The 16,824-nt window shown below is 51.0% G+C and carries 18 protein-coding genes; 4 read left to right on the forward strand and 14 right to left on the reverse strand.

The features are described from left to right. Positions 1-57: 57 nt before the first annotated feature. Entirely contained in the window at positions 58-507 is a 450-nt protein-coding gene (locus KHQ09_RS10355; RefSeq protein WP_075654927.1) for a universal stress protein, read from the reverse strand. A 321-nt stretch (positions 508-828) separates the two neighbouring features. Between KHQ09_RS10355 and KHQ09_RS10360 the strand changes: the two genes are divergently transcribed. After that, positions 829-1,401 (forward strand): hypothetical protein, encoded by a 573-nt coding sequence (locus KHQ09_RS10360; protein WP_022711693.1) that lies wholly within the window; start codon positions 829-831, stop codon positions 1,399-1,401. Between the two features lie 70 nt (positions 1,402-1,471). Here the strand turns inward: KHQ09_RS10360 and KHQ09_RS10365 are convergent, their stop codons facing one another. Both KHQ09_RS10365 and KHQ09_RS10370 read right to left on the reverse strand, forming a co-directional pair. Next, positions 1,472-2,269 carry a bestrophin-like domain gene (locus tag KHQ09_RS10365; RefSeq protein ID WP_213598115.1) on the reverse strand — a complete coding sequence of 266 codons (798 nt, stop codon included), beginning with the start codon at positions 2,267-2,269 and terminating at the stop codon, positions 1,472-1,474. 193 nt (positions 2,270-2,462) lie between these two features. Further along, a complete protein-coding gene (locus KHQ09_RS10370) occupies positions 2,463-3,272 on the reverse strand; it encodes an AraC family transcriptional regulator (RefSeq protein WP_022711695.1) in 810 nt (269 codons plus the stop codon). A 256-nt stretch (positions 3,273-3,528) separates the two neighbouring features. On the opposite strand from KHQ09_RS10370, the gene KHQ09_RS10375 reads away from it, so the two are divergent. Next, positions 3,529-4,734, forward strand: coding sequence for an MFS transporter (locus KHQ09_RS10375; protein ID WP_213598117.1), 1,206 nt, complete (start codon positions 3,529-3,531; stop codon positions 4,732-4,734). A 149-nt stretch (positions 4,735-4,883) separates the two neighbouring features. Here the strand turns inward: KHQ09_RS10375 and KHQ09_RS10380 are convergent, their stop codons facing one another. Continuing rightward, the gene (locus KHQ09_RS10380) at positions 4,884-5,156 is read right to left on the reverse strand and encodes a hypothetical protein (protein WP_213598119.1); all 273 of its coding nucleotides are present in this window, start codon (positions 5,154-5,156) and stop codon (positions 4,884-4,886) included. Positions 5,157-5,345: 189 nt separating this feature from the next. Here KHQ09_RS10380 and KHQ09_RS10385 point away from each other — a divergent pair, with 189 nt between their 5' ends. Then, positions 5,346-5,714: a hypothetical protein gene (locus KHQ09_RS10385; protein ID WP_022709434.1), complete on the forward strand. Its 369-nt coding sequence runs from the start codon at positions 5,346-5,348 to the stop codon at positions 5,712-5,714. Positions 5,715-5,846: 132 nt separating this feature from the next. Here the strand turns inward: KHQ09_RS10385 and KHQ09_RS10390 are convergent, their stop codons facing one another. Then, on the reverse strand, positions 5,847-6,371 hold the full coding sequence (locus KHQ09_RS10390) for a GNAT family N-acetyltransferase (protein ID WP_213598121.1): 525 nt from the start codon (positions 6,369-6,371) through the stop codon (positions 5,847-5,849). Between the two features lie 380 nt (positions 6,372-6,751). On the opposite strand from KHQ09_RS10390, the gene KHQ09_RS10395 reads away from it, so the two are divergent. Further along, positions 6,752-7,375, forward strand: coding sequence for a GGDEF domain-containing protein (locus KHQ09_RS10395; RefSeq protein ID WP_238481614.1), 624 nt, complete (start codon positions 6,752-6,754; stop codon positions 7,373-7,375). Between the two features lie 94 nt (positions 7,376-7,469). Here KHQ09_RS10395 and KHQ09_RS10400 read toward each other — a convergent pair whose 3' ends face one another. The 9 genes from KHQ09_RS10400 to KHQ09_RS10440 all read right to left on the reverse strand — a co-directional run bounded on the left by KHQ09_RS10400 (position 7,470) and on the right by KHQ09_RS10440 (position 16,771). Continuing rightward, complete coding sequence (locus KHQ09_RS10400; protein ID WP_213598125.1) at positions 7,470-8,543, reverse strand: linear amide C-N hydrolase; 1,074 nt, start codon at positions 8,541-8,543, stop codon at positions 7,470-7,472. A gap of 26 nt (positions 8,544-8,569) precedes the next feature. Continuing rightward, positions 8,570-9,376 carry a porin family protein gene (locus tag KHQ09_RS10405; protein WP_022709430.1) on the reverse strand — a complete coding sequence of 269 codons (807 nt, stop codon included), beginning with the start codon at positions 9,374-9,376 and terminating at the stop codon, positions 8,570-8,572. 171 nt (positions 9,377-9,547) lie between these two features. Continuing rightward, entirely contained in the window at positions 9,548-9,868 is a 321-nt protein-coding gene (locus tag KHQ09_RS10410; protein ID WP_213598127.1) for a Dabb family protein, read from the reverse strand. 8 nt (positions 9,869-9,876) lie between these two features. Next, positions 9,877-11,532, reverse strand: a complete 1,656-nt coding sequence (locus tag KHQ09_RS10415) for a GMC family oxidoreductase (protein WP_213598129.1) — start codon at positions 11,530-11,532, stop codon at positions 9,877-9,879. Between the two features lie 39 nt (positions 11,533-11,571). Beyond that, complete coding sequence (locus tag KHQ09_RS10420; RefSeq protein ID WP_213598131.1) at positions 11,572-12,348, reverse strand: 3-ketoacyl-ACP reductase; 777 nt, start codon at positions 12,346-12,348, stop codon at positions 11,572-11,574. After that, positions 12,345-13,880, reverse strand: coding sequence for a GMC oxidoreductase (locus KHQ09_RS10425; protein WP_213598133.1), 1,536 nt, complete (start codon positions 13,878-13,880; stop codon positions 12,345-12,347). The genes KHQ09_RS10420 and KHQ09_RS10425 overlap by 4 nt, the downstream gene beginning before the upstream one ends. A 9-nt stretch (positions 13,881-13,889) precedes the next feature. Continuing rightward, positions 13,890-15,005 carry an ABC transporter ATP-binding protein gene (locus KHQ09_RS10430; protein ID WP_213598135.1) on the reverse strand — a complete coding sequence of 372 codons (1,116 nt, stop codon included), beginning with the start codon at positions 15,003-15,005 and terminating at the stop codon, positions 13,890-13,892. A 3-nt stretch (positions 15,006-15,008) separates the two neighbouring features. Continuing rightward, positions 15,009-15,893 carry a carbohydrate ABC transporter permease gene (locus KHQ09_RS10435; protein ID WP_213598137.1) on the reverse strand — a complete coding sequence of 295 codons (885 nt, stop codon included), beginning with the start codon at positions 15,891-15,893 and terminating at the stop codon, positions 15,009-15,011. Beyond that, positions 15,893-16,771, reverse strand: coding sequence for a carbohydrate ABC transporter permease (locus KHQ09_RS10440; RefSeq protein WP_022709423.1), 879 nt, complete (start codon positions 16,769-16,771; stop codon positions 15,893-15,895). Before KHQ09_RS10440 ends, KHQ09_RS10435 begins: the two co-directional genes overlap by 1 nt. Positions 16,772-16,824 lie beyond the last annotated feature (53 nt).

The raw sequence follows: 16,824 nt of genomic DNA on the forward strand, positions 1-16,824 counted from the left end.
GGCCGCAGACTTATATCTGCGGCCGTTCTCATATCCTGATGCTAAGAGGTCGCTTTTTTAGCGCACAACCAGAATAGCCGTTTTGGTATGTGTCAGCACTTCACTGGTCTGGCTGCCCAGCAATAAGCGGCCGATACCGCGGCGGCCATGGGATGTCATCACAATCAGATCAACATCGCTGTGCTGGCTGAAATCGATAATCGCCTCGGCAGGCCAGCGCTCATCAATATGTTTCAGCGTGGCAGTAATACCGGCTTTCGTAGCCGCCTCACCGGCTGCTTTGAGAATATCCTGCGCCTGTCGCGCCTGATTTTCATTATAGATTTCGATATCTTTCGGGCTGGCAATCCAGCCTGCGCTGCTGGCGGTTGCCATCATCGGAAACGGCTCGGTCACAGTCAGAATAGTCACTTTGCTTCCAAGTTTAGAGGCCAGTTGCAGCCCCTGTTCCAGACCTTTTTGTGCAAGCTCAGATCCGTCCGTAGCAATCAAAATATGCTTATACATTATGCTGTCCCTGCCCCGTTAAATGACCTGTCTTCAGTGAAGCCGGAGCCAAAGCATCAGTAAACCTCACGCTGAAGCAGATTTTATCTTAAAACGCATAATACCATGTGTGAAGCCGGATTCCGCACATAGAGATCAACAAACTAGCGCAAAACGGCAGAGATCCAAGAATTACTGGCAATTACAACTTAAAATAATAAAATATTGTGATACCATCATTTCAGTAACATGGTAAAATTATCATGTTACTTCAAAGATAATAACTTTGAAGAAGGCAGACTTTATTCCGGAAAGGCACTCAAACGCTGCAGGAGAAATAAAATGAAACTTATTTCTAGAATTTACGATCATTACGGCTCTGCAAAACAGGTCGTGCATAATCTTGAGGCTGCAGGCTTTCCTCACTCTGACATTGTCATTGTCAGCCGCAAATTTGCGGAAGAAGATACAACCATGTGCGATGAAATCGTCAACTATGCCGGTATCGGCACTGTGATTGGCGGTATTGCCGGTTTGATTACAGGTTTCGGCCTGATCGCGGTGCCGGTTGTCGGCTCTGCTGCCTTAACCGCCGGCTGGCTGGTTGCTGCTTCGATCGGTATGCTGACCGGCGCTGCCATCGGCGGCATTATCGGCAGTGTTATCAGCTCCTTTGCCTCTCACGGCATCAGCAAGGAAGATGCCCGCCTGTGCATTGAGGCCTCCAAGCTCGGCAATACGATTGTCAGCTTGCGCCTGAAAGGCGGAGCCGGAAACCTCACTGAAACACAGGTCAGCCAGATTATGGATGTTCAGGGGGCAATGACAGTCGACCAGTTCCGCGACCGTATCCAGCAACAGCGCAATGCGAAAAATGCGGGTTCCTATACAGGAAAACCGGTTCACCGCACCTGAACTGACAGCGCGACTATGCTGGCTGAGCTTGACGTAATGCCGGTATAACCGGCATCAGATAATGAATAGGCTATCCTTTTTTCTGGAAAGCCTCCGGCAAGCTCATCGCATTTTTCTGGCTCGTAAACAGCACAGTCGGATCAATACGCCCGACACCGCGATAAGGGCTGGTATGGATCGCCAAAATCCACATACTCATCGTTGCAGTCACAATATAAATGGCGAGCGCTTTGCGCCCTGCTTTCGGCCGATCCGCATGAACAGAAGCTATAACGACCAGAGTCAAAACAGTGAGGAAAAATACCAGATACCACTTGTAATGATTGACAGAGCTTGATCCCAACGCAAGACGCGCATTACGGGCATCCTGCATTTCATCAAAATCCCGCACCATCTGCGACATCAAAGCCCCCGGTATATCGCCGCGTGCAAGGCTGATCATCGAGACACGGATATTCTGCAACGCCTCCTCAACCGCGCGGGCGGGCTGAGTGTTGTAGCCTTTATGCCATTCCTCAGAAATCACTGTCACACGGTAAACTGTGAGCGCCTTAAGTAAAACCGGATCATTCAGAGCCTCCGGCCGCGCCATACCGATCAGACGGGTAATGGATGAGCGTTCTTCGCTTGCCGCCTGATCTGCACGGCCATTCACCGTCCAGATATCAGCAGCAACAAAGCCCAGCGCCAAAGCCCATGCCGTTGCAATTGTGCCGACAAATGCTGCGATCGGCAGCGTCAGAATGTCTTTCGATGCCTGTCTTGCGAAAATGCGCAGAAACACCAGTCCGATTGCATAGAAAATGATGCCACAAACACAAAACAGCAAGAACATCAAAGCTGGTGATATACCGAACAAATGGTGCATTCTGCCCCCTCCGAGCAAATAACGCGCAAACTATATTCTAAAAAGTCCGGAGTGCTTTTGCGCTCTCTTCACTGTTTGCACAATATACTGCCGTACATTAAATAACAGTTCAATGCCAGAGCATGTCTCGCAAAGGTGGTGACTGATTTGAGTACCAAAACATGCGTAAAAACAAACAATATCTCATCACTTTTTATCCGGCATAACCGGCTTGCTGGCGCATATAATCTCGCGGAGAACTGCCCAGCATACGCTTAAACATTGTCGTATAGGCCGCAGCGCTTTCATAACCGGTGTCGAACGCAACAGATGTAATCGGCTCACCGGAAGCAAGCTTTGGCAGAGATGCGAAAATACAGGCCTGCTGACGCCATGTCACAAAACTCACACCGGTCTGCGCACGGAACAGCCTTGTAAAAGAACGGCGGCTCATGCCCATTTTCTCTGCCCAGCTGTCAATATCCGCAGCCGGATCCGGCGCTTTTAAAAATGCTTTGCACAATGCGGCCAGTGCCGGCTTTTCCGGAAACGGCAATCCCAGCTCACGCACTGGCAGGCGCTTAATCTCATGGAGCAGCAGGTCAAAAAGCAAGCCACTGCGCTCATCATCCGCATCAGGCTTTTGCAGCTTCACCACCTCTGCCAGCAGGCTGCGCACCAGCTCATTCACCGACAACACGCAAGGATGACCGCTATGATCATAGTCACGCATATAGACCGATTGCATTTCAACACCGGAGAACATTTCAACCCGATGCTCGATACCGCGCGGAATAAGCAAAGCATGATCCGGCGGGATCATCCAGCGCCCGCGCTCAGTTACAACCAATGCAACGCCTGAACGCGCATAAAGAAACTGCGTTCGGGAATGGCGGTGCATCGGGATCAGCAAGCCGCCCGGATATTGTCTGGCAAGGGCTACAACCGGATCAGCGGCATGTTCGATCAGATGAAAACCCTGCGAAATCAGTGTATTTATATCATCAGGACTATTTAAATGCATGATTTGGCCCAGTTAAGAAACTTTACGTCCTTAGCACGAAAGCAGGCCAGAGAAAAGCGAACTAAGCAGAATGCTGCCAGTCAGAGAAAAATCAAAAAGCGGCATCCGGTCAGATAGGCACAGAGCATCATCTTTATCGGCGCTGAACGCTACATGAAATATTGGCCTCTGACTTACAGAAAGAATGCATATATCCGGCTAATGCCGGACGGCGCGTGACTTCAAAAAAAGGCATAACATATCCGGAGCACTTGCAATGACGACCGTGACCAGCCAGTCACCCAAAGTAACAGAAGCCACAACCGTTTCACTGATTGTGGTTGTCAGCTTCTGCCACATGTTCAACGATATTATGCAATCGCTGCTGTCAGCGATCTATCCGTTGATTAAAACCAATTATAATCTGGATTTCCGTCAGATCGGCTTCCTGACCATGACCTTCCAGATCACGGCCTCCCTGCTGCAACCGGTTATCGGCATTATCACCGACCGCTGGCCGATGCCTTATTCTCTGCCGCTCTCCAGTGTCAGCACATTCACCGGCCTTTTGCTGCTCGCTAATGCCGACAGCTATACGGTGCTGCTGATCGGCTCCAGCCTGATCGGTCTGGGATCGGCGATCTTTCATCCAGAGGCTTCACGTGTGGCGCGTATTGCCTCCGGTGGTCGCCACGGCTTTGCCCAGTCCCTGTTTCAGGTCGGCGGCAATTTCGGCTCTGCACTCGGCCCTCTGCTTGCCGCTTTCATCATTCTGCCAAACGGTCAGTCGAGCGTTGCATGGTTGGCAATCATTGCGGTTTTTGGCTTTATCGCGCTGACCCGCGTCAGCCGCTGGTATGCTGAAAAACAGCGTCAGAGCAAAAACAAACCTGCTGCAGACCGCACTCTGCCGCTGCCGCAGGGACGCGTGATGTTCGCCATTCTGGTTCTGGTGCTGCTCACCACGACCAAGAATGTGTATATGGCCAGTATTTCCAGCTATTTCACCTTCTTCGTCATCGAGAAATTCGATGTCACAGTACAAAATGCTCAGCTGATGCTGTTCCTGTTCCTCGGTGCATCGGCAGCCGGTGTTTTCATCGGCGGCCCGATCGGTGACAGAATGGGCGCACGCTTCGTTATCTGGTTCTCGATCCTCGGCGTTATTCCTTTCGCCCTGATGATGCCTTACGCCAACCTGTTCTGGACATGCGTTCTGGCCGTTGTCATCGGTATTATCTTCTCCTCGGCATTCTCCGCAATTGTGGTCTTTGCACAGGAGCTGGTACCGGGACGTGTCGGCATGATCGCCGGTGTGTTCTTCGGCTTCGCATTCGGTGCGGGCGGTATCGGAGCTGCATTGCTCGGCGATTTCGCCGACAGCCACGGTATTGAATATGTCTATTGGCTGTGTTCATTCCTGCCACTACTCGGCGTGCTGACAATCTTGCTGCCGCGCCTGCCGAAAAAAATGGCCGCATAATTGGCCTAGAAAAGAGAACGGGGAAGACCTTGCGGTCTTCCCCGTTTTTTTATCTCAATCATTATTCCGGAGCGCACTTTTCCGTCGGGACCTAATCGCCGGAAAAGCAAAACGGGAACCGCCGCCTGCTCCGGAACAAAGACCGGATATTATTTCTTGATGCTTTCCAGCAGCTCGTCATAAGCCTTGCAGGCTTCATTCATATCAGTGGTACCCTGATACTTGGTCTGCATTTCCTGCGACTTTGTCATAATTTCCTGAGCGCGGCTCGGATCTTTCGTCAACACTTCCTGAATTGCAGCAGTTAAGTCTGTTGCTTTCTTGGTCAGTTCTTCCTGCGTGCAGGCAGATGCTGCGGAGCTTGCAGCAGCAGAGATGAGCAGTGCAGACAAGGATGCAGCAACCAGTGTTTTGAATTTCATAGAAGTATCTCTCTTTATGATCTGTCGATAAACGAGCAATATTTTATGCACCGACAGCTTATGTTGGTGTTTTTATCTTTCAAAATAACAAATTATTTTCGCTTAAAACAAAAACCACCTGCCACCGGCAATATTTCCATTTCTGCCGAAAATGGATTATAGAAAGCAACAGGACTATGGGGGAGCAATATGTTGCGAGTGGTGTTTTTGTCTGTTGCGGTACTGGGTATGACGACGAATGTCTGGGCGCAGCCCATAGATACATACTGGGCGCGCCTGAGCAAACAGGATCATTACAACTCATCAGGCGTGGCGCTTAACTCCGCAGCCACGATTATCCGTCAGGATCGCGCCAATTTTTACATTTTTGGCAAAATGGATCCGGAAGATGAATCCGACGTGTTTTTCAACGACAAGGCGAACCGCGCAAAGCTGGAGAAAATGCTTTCTGAAGGCTCACTTTCCGACCGCGACCGTGCAATTATTGAAAACGGCACACCGCTGATACGCGTAGATATTCATCCTGAACATGTCGAAGTCACTGTCGCGCAGGACTAGAGCATTTCACAGTCAAGTTGGATCAACTTGACGCCCGTGATAATGCGAGCAAATAAAGAATCTAGAGCGAGTGCTATGATCTAATCTGGACGTAAACCGCTCTAGAGCGTGTCGCGTTTAATTGCACGCGCCCTAAACAGATTTCAGGTCTTTCCAGAAATAGATCGTACCGGTCAAAGTGCCGAAAGGATCGAGAGCGAAATCCGGCACCTCGCCGACCCGCTTAAAGTCCAGCCGCTCATAAACTGACACTGCAAGACTGTCACTTGCCGTATCAAGCATCAGATGTGTGCGGCCATGCTGTAATGCCAGAGCTTCCGCAGCCTGCATCAGCAATGTTGCCACACCGCGCCCGCGACAGGAGACAGAGGTCATCAGCTTGCTGATCTCCGCACGATGCGGCTGGTTCGCGGTCTGCACCAGAACCAGACTGACTGTACCGGCAAGTTTCTCACCATCAAAAGCCCCGAGAATAATCCGCTCTCCGTTCTGCGCAGAGATCATCGCACCGTGCCAGAATGCCTCTGCCGTTTCCGGCTCGAGAGGATGCATAAAGCTGACAGACCCGCCGCTGGCGACTGTTTCAACCAGAAGATCGCGCAGCTGTGCGATATGTATATTATCATAAGGCAGAGGTTTAATTTCGAAGCCAGTCATAACCATCAGCTTTCACAAGAATGAAAATCCGCATAAATTATTTTGAGCGTAATCCTGCGGTAAACAGCATAAATTACTAGTTTTAAAAAAATCAATAAATATTTGAATTATCTAATTTAAAACAGAGCCAATATGCTCTCAAAATAAAAAAGCAATTTAAAAAACTTGCCCTCATAATCGGGCAAACTTGCTGGTCATAATTAGGAAAGCTGCTTAAGAGCAACCTTAGCAATGGTCTGGGGGCTGATGTGTATCAAATTCTTTTAAAAGCAACATTCGTGACTGCCTTGGTCGTCGCGTTGAGCCAGATATTTTCATTCAGCATCCGTTATGCATCCGGCCAGCCCTTCACTGCTTTTGTCTTTCTGATGAATTCAATCATGCCTGTACTGACCGGCTTTCCGATCAGCATGTATATTTTTATACAGAATGCCAAACTGAAGAAGACATCAGACGAGTTGACAGAGGCCAACCGGCTGCTGCAGATACGCGCCGACACCGACAGCATGACCGGTCTTCTGAACAGAAATGCTTTTCTCGAGCAGGTCAAACACGCCAACAAAAACTGCACGCAAGCAGCATTGCTGGTGATAGACGCCGATAACTTTAAAAACATCAATGATCTTTACGGCCATCACGCCGGTGACAAAGCCCTGACTGCAATTGTCAGCGCACTCCGCTCGCCATTGCGGATGGATGACCTTATCGGCCGTATCGGCGGTGAAGAATTTGCCGTATTCCTCAGCAATACCGATATGGCTGAGGCACAGAATATTGCTGAGCAATTACGCAAGAGCGTTGAGGCAATCAATTTCATGCCCCTGCCGGATCAGCCTTATCCGCTGACAATCAGCATCGGCATCGCCCTTTCCTCCGGTATTGTGACCACTGCACAGCTCATCCGCATGGCAGATCAAAGTCTGTATCAGGCAAAAGCAAACGGCCGTAATCAGGTGGTACTCAACCAGCAAAGCCTCGGCCAAAACCGCAACCCCACCAGCTAAGCCGTTGTTTGCGCACGGACATATCAGCTCACAAAAAAGACCGTTCGCAATCTCTGCAAAACGGTCTTTTTCATTTGAGTGCTAGTGAAAGCGCTTAATCAAGCCCGAGAAACTGAAACGGTTCTGTTTCCTTAAACTGCTCATTCACATTGCCGGCAAAGACATTGGTCTGATTTTCACCCAGATCAAGCTTTTTGACCTTGCCGGTCTCAGCGGAGAAATCCATACCTTTCAGATCGACCCAGAATGTATTGGGTGTGAGTGCAGACTCAAAGAAATAGAGTTTGCGCTTCTGATCGGCCACAGTTCTCCAGCGTGTGGAAGAGATATTCGGCTGATCCGGTGTGGTAATACCATATGGCACCGACACATTGCGAATAACGCCAAACACACTTGCCAGCGCCACATCCGGATTTTCGCTCTTCGGAATGGCATTAATATAGAATGATGCGCGGGCAAAACGGTCTGCGGCACGATTGGTGCCCGGCAGCATGACCGTGCCGCCGATCTGCTGCCAATAGCTGTTCAGTGCCAACTGCTGGTCAAAAGTCGGGGAATTCGTCATGACCTGATATTTACGGTTGTGATGAATAACCTGCTTGCCGTCGATATATTCGATAATTGCGCTGTCACCGCTCGCATCGGAAATGGCCAGATGCAGCGTTGCCAGTCTGCTTTCACCCGGAACTTTATCGGTAACAATCGTATAAGGCTCGGTCTTCAGCGCAGCAACGGCTTCTTCCACCGTTGCATAATTATCAAGCACATATTGTGCCCATGCAGCAATTGTCAGGCCGGGTTTGTCTTTTGTAAATTCCGGATATTCGGATTCTACCAGCCATAAAACGCTGGCAGCAAGCCCGACTTCATTCATGCCGTCTGTGGTTGCAATATCATAGCCCGAAGCGATGACGCTACCATATTTCGATGTCCACTCAATCGAGTTTTCACCGGCCTCGCCATTCCGCTTCATGCCCTTCGGAAACAGCCAGAGATTGGTTGCCACATCCACTTTCCAGTCCATGGAACGTGCCGTGATCACATCATCATTTGCGCCCTGATAGACGACACGGGTGCAGGCTTCCGCGATCAGCGGCGAAGCGAATAAGGACAATGCAACTGTTTTAGCCACAAGCGCGGAACGAACCGCTTTACGGTGCAGAAACATCAGAAAACCCCGCTTTTTGAATAAGATCAGAACCGCATGGACAGACCGAGAACCGGTCCGTGCTGCACGACATCCCATTTAAAGGTGTGACCGGTAAAATCGTCCCCCTGATAATCCTGCGACAGAACGCGGTAGCCAATGCGCAGATTGGTCGGGCGATCAAACAGGAAAGTCCGGTAGCCGAGATAGGCCTGCGCATTCACGCTGAGTTTGGAACCGACACCGAAACCACCGATATCAGCCTCACCGGACAGATTCCAGCGCTCGTTCAGGTCAGTTTTCAGGCGCACACCAATAAACGGGTCTGTCCATTCTGCTTTTTTGGTGACACTGAATCTTCCGACAGCAAGATCAGCTTTGATCTTTGTCCAGCGTACACCCACTGTCGGCTCAACTGTAAAACGCTGCGGATCGTTGAAAACGGTTACGCCGCCCAGTTCCTGCTCATAAACGCGATAGAATGCACCACCGGCAATTGAGGTTGTCTTCACATTCAGAGCCAGCTCATTGGCGAACAGATTTTCATCCTGTGTGGTGGAAACATATTGGCCGTCGATATAAAAACCCAGCGGGCCTTTAACAATCTCAACATTTCCCATCACCGCCATATCAAGATTATCAAAGATCTCGGAGAACGGGATATTCACATCCGTATGAATACCGGCCAGTGCGGATTTACCTTTGAGCGAAGCGCCCCAGACATAAGGACTGACGATAATCTTCCAGCCGTCTTCAGCAATATATTGCGGCTGAGCCACATCGGCAGCCATTGCGTTACACATCATAGCCAGACCGGAGAGTGCTGAAGTCGTGAGAAGTGCAATATTACGCATAAGCAGGCATGCCCCTTGCCGATAAATTAAGAATCTATTGAGAAAATAGATGATTATGGCAGCGGGTCAACTTCCGTCAGAAGTATTCAGCCGGCATTTCCAACAAATAACATGATAAGACAAAAATAAATTGAACAGGCGGATTAAAACAGCTGCAACAGCAAGCAATGTTCAAGCGGTTTTTATTTCCAGATCATAGACCAGCACGCCATCTGTACCGCCCTGCGCCGCAGCCACAATTTTCGCGCCGGTTTTTTGATGGTCGGCATCGGCAAGATAGGCATCACGGGACGCAGCATCAGCAAAATCCACGATAAAACCTTCCGAATAATCTTTATCCATGCCGGTTTCAGGGCTGACATTCCTGCCAAGATGCACGGCGAGGAGCCCTTTTAAGCGGGATTTTAATGCCGCGATTTCTGCAAAAATCGCATCCTTCTCAGCCTGTGAAACCGATACTTTAAAGTGAATGAAGACACAGTGACGGATCATAAGGGCTCCTATCTAATTTGATTGCGTGCACGCGGACGGTAATCATTGCGCTCATCCGCGAAAATTGCGGCAGGCAATGGCGGCAAACCACGGATAATATCCGCCGCTTTTTCTCCCACCATTATAGTTGGCGCATTGGTATTGCAGGACGGCACGCGTGGCATCACCGAACTGTCGCAGACACGCAGTCCCTCCAACCCATGAACTTTAAGATCAAGACCGACAACTGCATCTTCACCCGTTCCCATTTTGCAGGTGCCTACCGGATGATGATCGGTTTTCGCATTGGCGCAGCCATAATCAAACAAGTCCTGATCGCTCACCACCTGCTTACCCGGTAGTTTTTCAGCCAGAATAAAAAGTTTCAAAGCCGCCTGATCGAAAATTTCACGTGCGATTTTCAATCCCTCAATCGACATTTTAACATCATGGGGATCAGACCAGTAATTCGGGTCGATCAGCGGCGCAGCAGCAGGGTCAGCCGAGCGCAATCGGACGGTGCCGCGCGAACGTGGATGCAGATAGGCGGAATTGAGTGTGACGCCGGCATTTTTGAGTTTTGCAACACCGGCCTCTATACCGGAGCCGAGGCCAAGATGAAACTGAATATCCGGCGAACGTGCTTGCGGGTCTGCATACCAGAAACCGCCGGTCTCAAACAGGCTGGAAGCCACCGGCCCTGAGCGGAACAACATATATTCCAGCCCTGCCCACAATGTGCGATGCAGCTTGGCGACATTGTCATAGGTATGATCGCCCGTGCATTCTGAAATCACAAACAGGTCAAGATGATCCTGCATATTGGATCCCACACCGGCCAGATCATGCTGAACCGCAACACCGGCAGATTTCAGATGATCCACAGGACCAATGCCCGATTGCAGTAATAATTTCGGTGAGCCGATAGCACCGGAGCACACCAGCACTTCGCGCTCGGCACGGATAATCTCTGTGCCTTTGGCAGTGACAATTTCCACACCGACTGCCCTCGCTCCCTCCAGCACAATGCGTGTAACAGCTGCGCCGAGCCGGATTGTCAGGTTCTTGCGGTTTTTAACCGGCTCAAGATAAGCAAGGGCTGCAGAAGAGCGGCGGCGATTGCGTTGCGTCAGCTGATAAAACCCGACACCGGCCTGTGTCTTACCGTTAAAATCATGATTATAGGGAATACCAAGCTCCTGCCCCGCGCGGATATAAGCATCGCAAATCGGCAAGGCAGAAACCGGCATCGACACGCCAAGCGGCCCGCCATAAGCATGATAGTCATCAGCAAAACGCTGATTATCCTCAGCACGTTTGAAATATGGCAGAACCTCGCGATAGCTCCAGCCTTTGCAACCGTCTTCCTCAGCCCAGAGATCATAATCCGCCGCATTACCGCGTGTATAAAGCTGGGCATTAATCGTCGAACCGCCGCCGATGACTTTAGCCTGCGTATAGCGCAGCACCCGCCCCTTCATATGTTTTTGCGGAACAGTCTCCCAGCCCCAGCTGGCAACACCTTTGGTCATCTTTGCAAAGCCTGCAGGCATATGAAACAACGGATTGCGATCACTGCCACCGGCTTCCAGCAGCAAAACCTTCACATCAGGATCTTCTGACAAGCGGTTTGCCAGAACACAACCGGCAGGCCCCGCACCGGTGATAATATAATCATAATGCATGGTTCTGATCCTTAAATCAGGTCATTTCAGAAATGCACGTCAGAAGCGCGCAATTGACAGGCCGCCATCCGCAGCAATCACTGTTCCCGTGGCAAAATGCATGGCACCGGAAGCAAGACCGGCACAAATCGCTCCGATATCCGCCGCCTCTCCCCAACGTCCGGCAGGCACCAGCCCTTCAGCAATCAGCGCATCATATTTTTCTGAGACTTTTGCAGTCATATCTGTGCGGATAATGCCGGGACGAACTTCAAAAACCGCAATACCACTCTGAGCAAGCCGTAATGCCAGTCCCTGACTGAAAGCCGACAGACCTGCTTTGCTGACACAATAATCCAGCCGCTCGGGTGAACTGGTCGATGCGGAAACCGAGGTAATATTAATGATTGTACGGGGGTTCTGATTGTGCTTCACCGCCAACATTGAGCGGACAACAGCCTGCGTAAAAAAGATTGTGCCCCGCAGATTAACATTCATAACCGCGTCAAAATTTTCCGGACGCAACTCCAGAAAATCCCCGCGAATAACAGAGCCGATACCCGCATTATTTACAAGGCAATCAATTGTGCCAAAGCGCTGAAATATCGCATCAACCGTTGTTTGATGCTGACAGGTATCAGACAAATCCGACTGCCAGTAATGCGCATCGGCACCCAGTGCACCGAGTTCCGCGAGTACAGGATCGTCAGTCTGAGCGGCCTCTACTCCAGTAAGCGCAACATCAAATCCCGACTGCGCAAGCGCTTTGGCAGTCGCGAAGCCAATACCGCGACGGCCGCCGGTAATCAGAGCAACGGGACGCTGTGCAACTGTCATGACTGCAAATCCTTTGCAGAAATATGTGCGGCCACCCGCAAGGCCTGGGCAGCAATTGTGAGTGCAGGATTAACCGCCGCAGATGTCGGCAGAAAAGATGCATCAACCACAAACAGATTGGGATGGTCATAGGCACGGCAAAAAACATCCAGCGGTGCCTGTGCCGGATCACTCCCCATCCGCACCGTTCCGCATTGATGTGACGGTGTACGCTTGTCAAAAACACGGGATAAAACGAGCGGAAAGCCAGCCGCCTTCAGCACTATTTTCAGCTTTTTCACCAGATCAAGATGCGCCTGCCAATTGGTGCGCTGCCACTGCATGATGATGCGCTCGCCATCCACCATGATCCGGCTGTCGGGATGCGGAAGATCCTCGCTCATCGCGTAGAAATCGATGGCATGGGCGGAGAGTTTATTCAGCATCCATAGCGGTACTTGCGGCAGGCTGGCTTTGAGAATCTGTCCGGAAATACGTCCCAAAAGCTGTACATTCCCCAAAGGTGCGCCACCCTCACCATCGGAAAGATAGAAATCATTAAGACCGAAAGTCTTTTGATAAACGGATGTGTTTTTATACCATGGCGATACGGCCAGAACCGCACTTGCATTATGGTTCATGAAGTTACGGCCAACCTGCCCTGAGGAATTGGCCAGTCCCTGAACGTGCTGCGCATTGGCTGAGCGCAGCAGCAAAACGGCAGATTGCACCGCCCCCGCAGACAGGATCACCAGTTTCGGCGTCAAACGATATTCAGTGCCGTCTTTCACATAGCAGACACTTTCAATATGCCTGCCGTCAGCAACGGTGTTCAGTTTTGTAACCCATGAACCGGTTTGCAAGCGTATATTGGAATGCTGCAAAGCTTTGGCCAGCGCAGTCGTTTCAGCATCCATTTTGCCGTCATCGCAATTGGGATGCGCATCCCACGGCGTTTTCGCCTTGCGCAACCAACGCTCCACATCCACACCCAGAGGCAGTGAAAAAGGCTGCAAACCATTAGCCTTCAGCCGTGCCCTTACCTTAGCAATCGCAGGCTCTTCCGGCACAGGCGGAAAGGCATAGGCTTGTGAATGGAGCGGTTCAGTCGGATCGTCAACCGCAGCGCCCCGCACCTGATAAAGCTGCTCGGCCTCGCAATACCACGGCTCTAGCTCTTCATAGGCGAACGGCCATGCAGGAGACACGCCCTCCCTGTGTTGCATCTCCTCAAAATCCTCGGCACGGTAACGCAACAGCACCGCACCATAGAATTTTGAATTGCCGCCGACATTGTAATAATTACCGGGATTAAAAGCTGTATATCCGTCTGCACGGGCGCTTTTCTCATACCAAAACTCGTCTGGCCGGAAAAAGCCACGCTGAAAAATTGCAGCCTGATCGCGATTTTCCGGTCTGTCCGGCAAATGCCCGCCAGCCTCAAGGATCAGAATATCAGCGCCGCTCGCCGCCAGCCCCGAAGCGATTGTTGCCCCGCCGATGCCTGAACCGATAATGACAATATCCGGCTGCCTGGATGAGGAAATACTCATGCACTTATCTCACGCAATACGCTGTTGCGTTTGCGGATCAAAGAACACAGCTTTATCCAGATTAAAGGCCAGCCGCGCAGTCTGCCCCGCATGGATATGCGCTTCTGCCCGCAATCGCGCTACCACTTCCTTACCACCGAGCTTGGTCACGGCAAAAGTGTCCGAACCTGCCGGTTCTACAACTTCGATATGGCAATCACCTTCCGCGATTGTGCCCGCATTGCGGTCTGTACCATCAGGATCAGTCAGCGCCTCAGGACGGATACCGAAGACCACTTGTTTACCGGCATAGGCGTCCAGTTCCTTCTGTCTCGCAGGCACCGGCAGTTTCAGCGGATCGCTATCTGGCCGCTCAAGTGAAATCTGCAGCCCCTGCGCACTGTTTTCTACGGTTGCAGTCAGCAAATTCATAGCTGGCGAGCCCATAAAGTCCGCTACGAACATATTGACCGGACTGTTATAAATTTCTGCCGGAGTGCCGAATTGCTGCAGAATTCCGTCTTTGAGCACGGCAATTTTTGTTGCCAGTGTCATCGCTTCAATCTGATCATGGGTCACATAAACGATTGTGGTTTTCATGCGCTGATGCAGACGTTTGATCTCCGTGCGCATATCCACACGCAGCTTGGCATCAAGATTGGATAATGGTTCATCGAACAGAAAGACCTGCGGATTGCGCACCAGCGCCCGCCCCATTGCCACACGCTGGCGCTGACCGCCGGAGAGCTGGCTGGGTTTGCGATCCAGTAAATGCCCGATCTGCAGCATTTCCGATACGTCGCGGATGGCTTTTTCACGTTCGTCTTTCGGAACGCCGCGCACTTCCATGCCGAATGCGATATTTCCGGCAACCGTCATATTCGGATAAAGCGCATAGGACTGAAATACCATGGCAATATCGCGCTTGGACGGCGGCAGATCAGCGACCGCTTGACCATTAATAGCAATATCACCTGCGCTGATCGGCTCCAATCCGGCAATCGTGTTCAGCAATGTGGATTTGCCGCAGCCGGACGGCCCGACAAGCACCAGAAAACCGCCTTCCTCAACCTCAAGACTGATATCTTTGAGAATTTCTACCGCGCCGTAAGATTTGCGAAGGTTTGTGATTTTAAGAAATGACATGCTTTATCCCTTCACAGCACCGGACATCAGACCGCGTACAAAATAGCGGCCGGAAACGATGTAAACGATCAGCGTTGGCAGCGCGGCGAGGATCGCCGCTGCAAAATGAACATTATATTCCTTCACCCCCGTTGAGGATGAGACGAGATTATTCAGCGCCACCGTCATCGGCGTGGATGACGCACCGGAAAAAGACGCACCGAACAGAAAGTCATTCCAGATATTCGTGAACTGCCAGATCACCGAAACCACGATAATCGGCCCCGAAGACGGCAACAGAATACGCCGGAAAATCTGCATGAAACTTGCCCCGTCGATCTGGGCGGCACGCACCAGCTCCGTCGGAAATGCCTCGTAATAATTCCGGAAATACAGAGTTGTGAAGCCAAGACCATAGATGACATGCACCATGATAAGCCCCCAGATTGAACCGGAGAGCCCCAGCATTCCGAGAATACGTGCCATCGGGATCAGCACAATCTGGAACGGAATGAAGCAGGACAGCAGCAGCAATCCGAAGAAAACATTCGAACCGCGAAAACTCCATTTGGTCAGCACATAGCCATTGAGCGCACCGACTATGGTAGATATCGCAACAGCAGGCACCACCATCAGAATGGAGTTGATGAAGAACGGCTTCACGCCGGTTGGCTGCACACCGATCTGCGCTGTAGACCATGCAGACAGCCACGGCTCGATCGTCCAGCTTTGCGGCAGATTGAGCATACCGCCCTGCCGGATTTCCTCCAGCGGCTTGAAAGAATTGACCACCATCACATAAAGCGGCAGCAGATAATAAACGGCGAAGATCAGCAACAGCGTATAGATCAGTGCCCGTGTCAGCCTTTTATGCGAGATTGCATTTTGCGGATTGTCAGAACCACTCATCAGCGCTTCCCTCCGCGAATTTCTGCATAAAGATAAGGGATGATGATCGAGAAAATCATCGCCAGCATGATAATCGCCGAAGAAGCACCGATCCCCATCTGATTGCGGGTAAATGTATAGGAATACATAAAGGTTGCCGGCACTTCGGTTGCCTGTCCGGGGCCGCCGCCGGTCAAAGCAACAACAAGGTCATAGGCCTTGATCGCCAGATGCGCGAGCACCACAAAAGCCGACAGGAAGACCGGCCGCATCATCGGAATAATAATCCGGCGATAGGTCGTAAATGTCGATGCGCCGTCTATCTGCGCGGCCTTGATGATTTCATTATCCACGCCGCGCAAACCGGCCAGAAACATCGCCATAATAAAACCGGAAGACTGCCAGACAGCTGCAATCACCACACAATAAATCGCGTAATTACGATCTTTGATCCAGTTGAAGTGAAAGCTCTCCCAGCCCCAGACCTGCATCGTATGTTCAAGCCCGATACCCGGATCGAGAAACCACTTCCATGCCGTGCCGGTTACAATGAAAGACAGCGCCATCGGATAAAGATAGATCGGGCGCAGAAAACCTTCGCCGCGTATCTTCTGATCCAGCATAATCGCCAGAAACAACCCGATTACCGAGCAGATAATGATATAAAGCGACGCAAAAATCGCCAGATTGGAAATTGCCCGCCACCAGTGCGGCAGCGCCCAGAGCTTGGAATAATTCTCCAATCCTACGAAATTATAGGATGGCAACATCTTACTGTCTGTCAGCGACAGAAGCCCCGTATAGGCAATGAAGCCATACACAAAAATCAGGATAATAAAAAAGCTCGGAGCCAAGACAAGTTTTGGCAACAGCTCCTGTAACCAGCTGCGGCTATTCATGGTCAATCACCACACTTGGCACATATCCGGCCAGACAACCGGACAGGCGCTTT

The sequence above is a fragment of the Pseudochrobactrum algeriensis genome, from assembly GCF_018436245.1.
GTDB classification, from domain to species: Bacteria; Pseudomonadota; Alphaproteobacteria; order Rhizobiales; family Rhizobiaceae; genus Pseudochrobactrum; species Pseudochrobactrum saccharolyticum.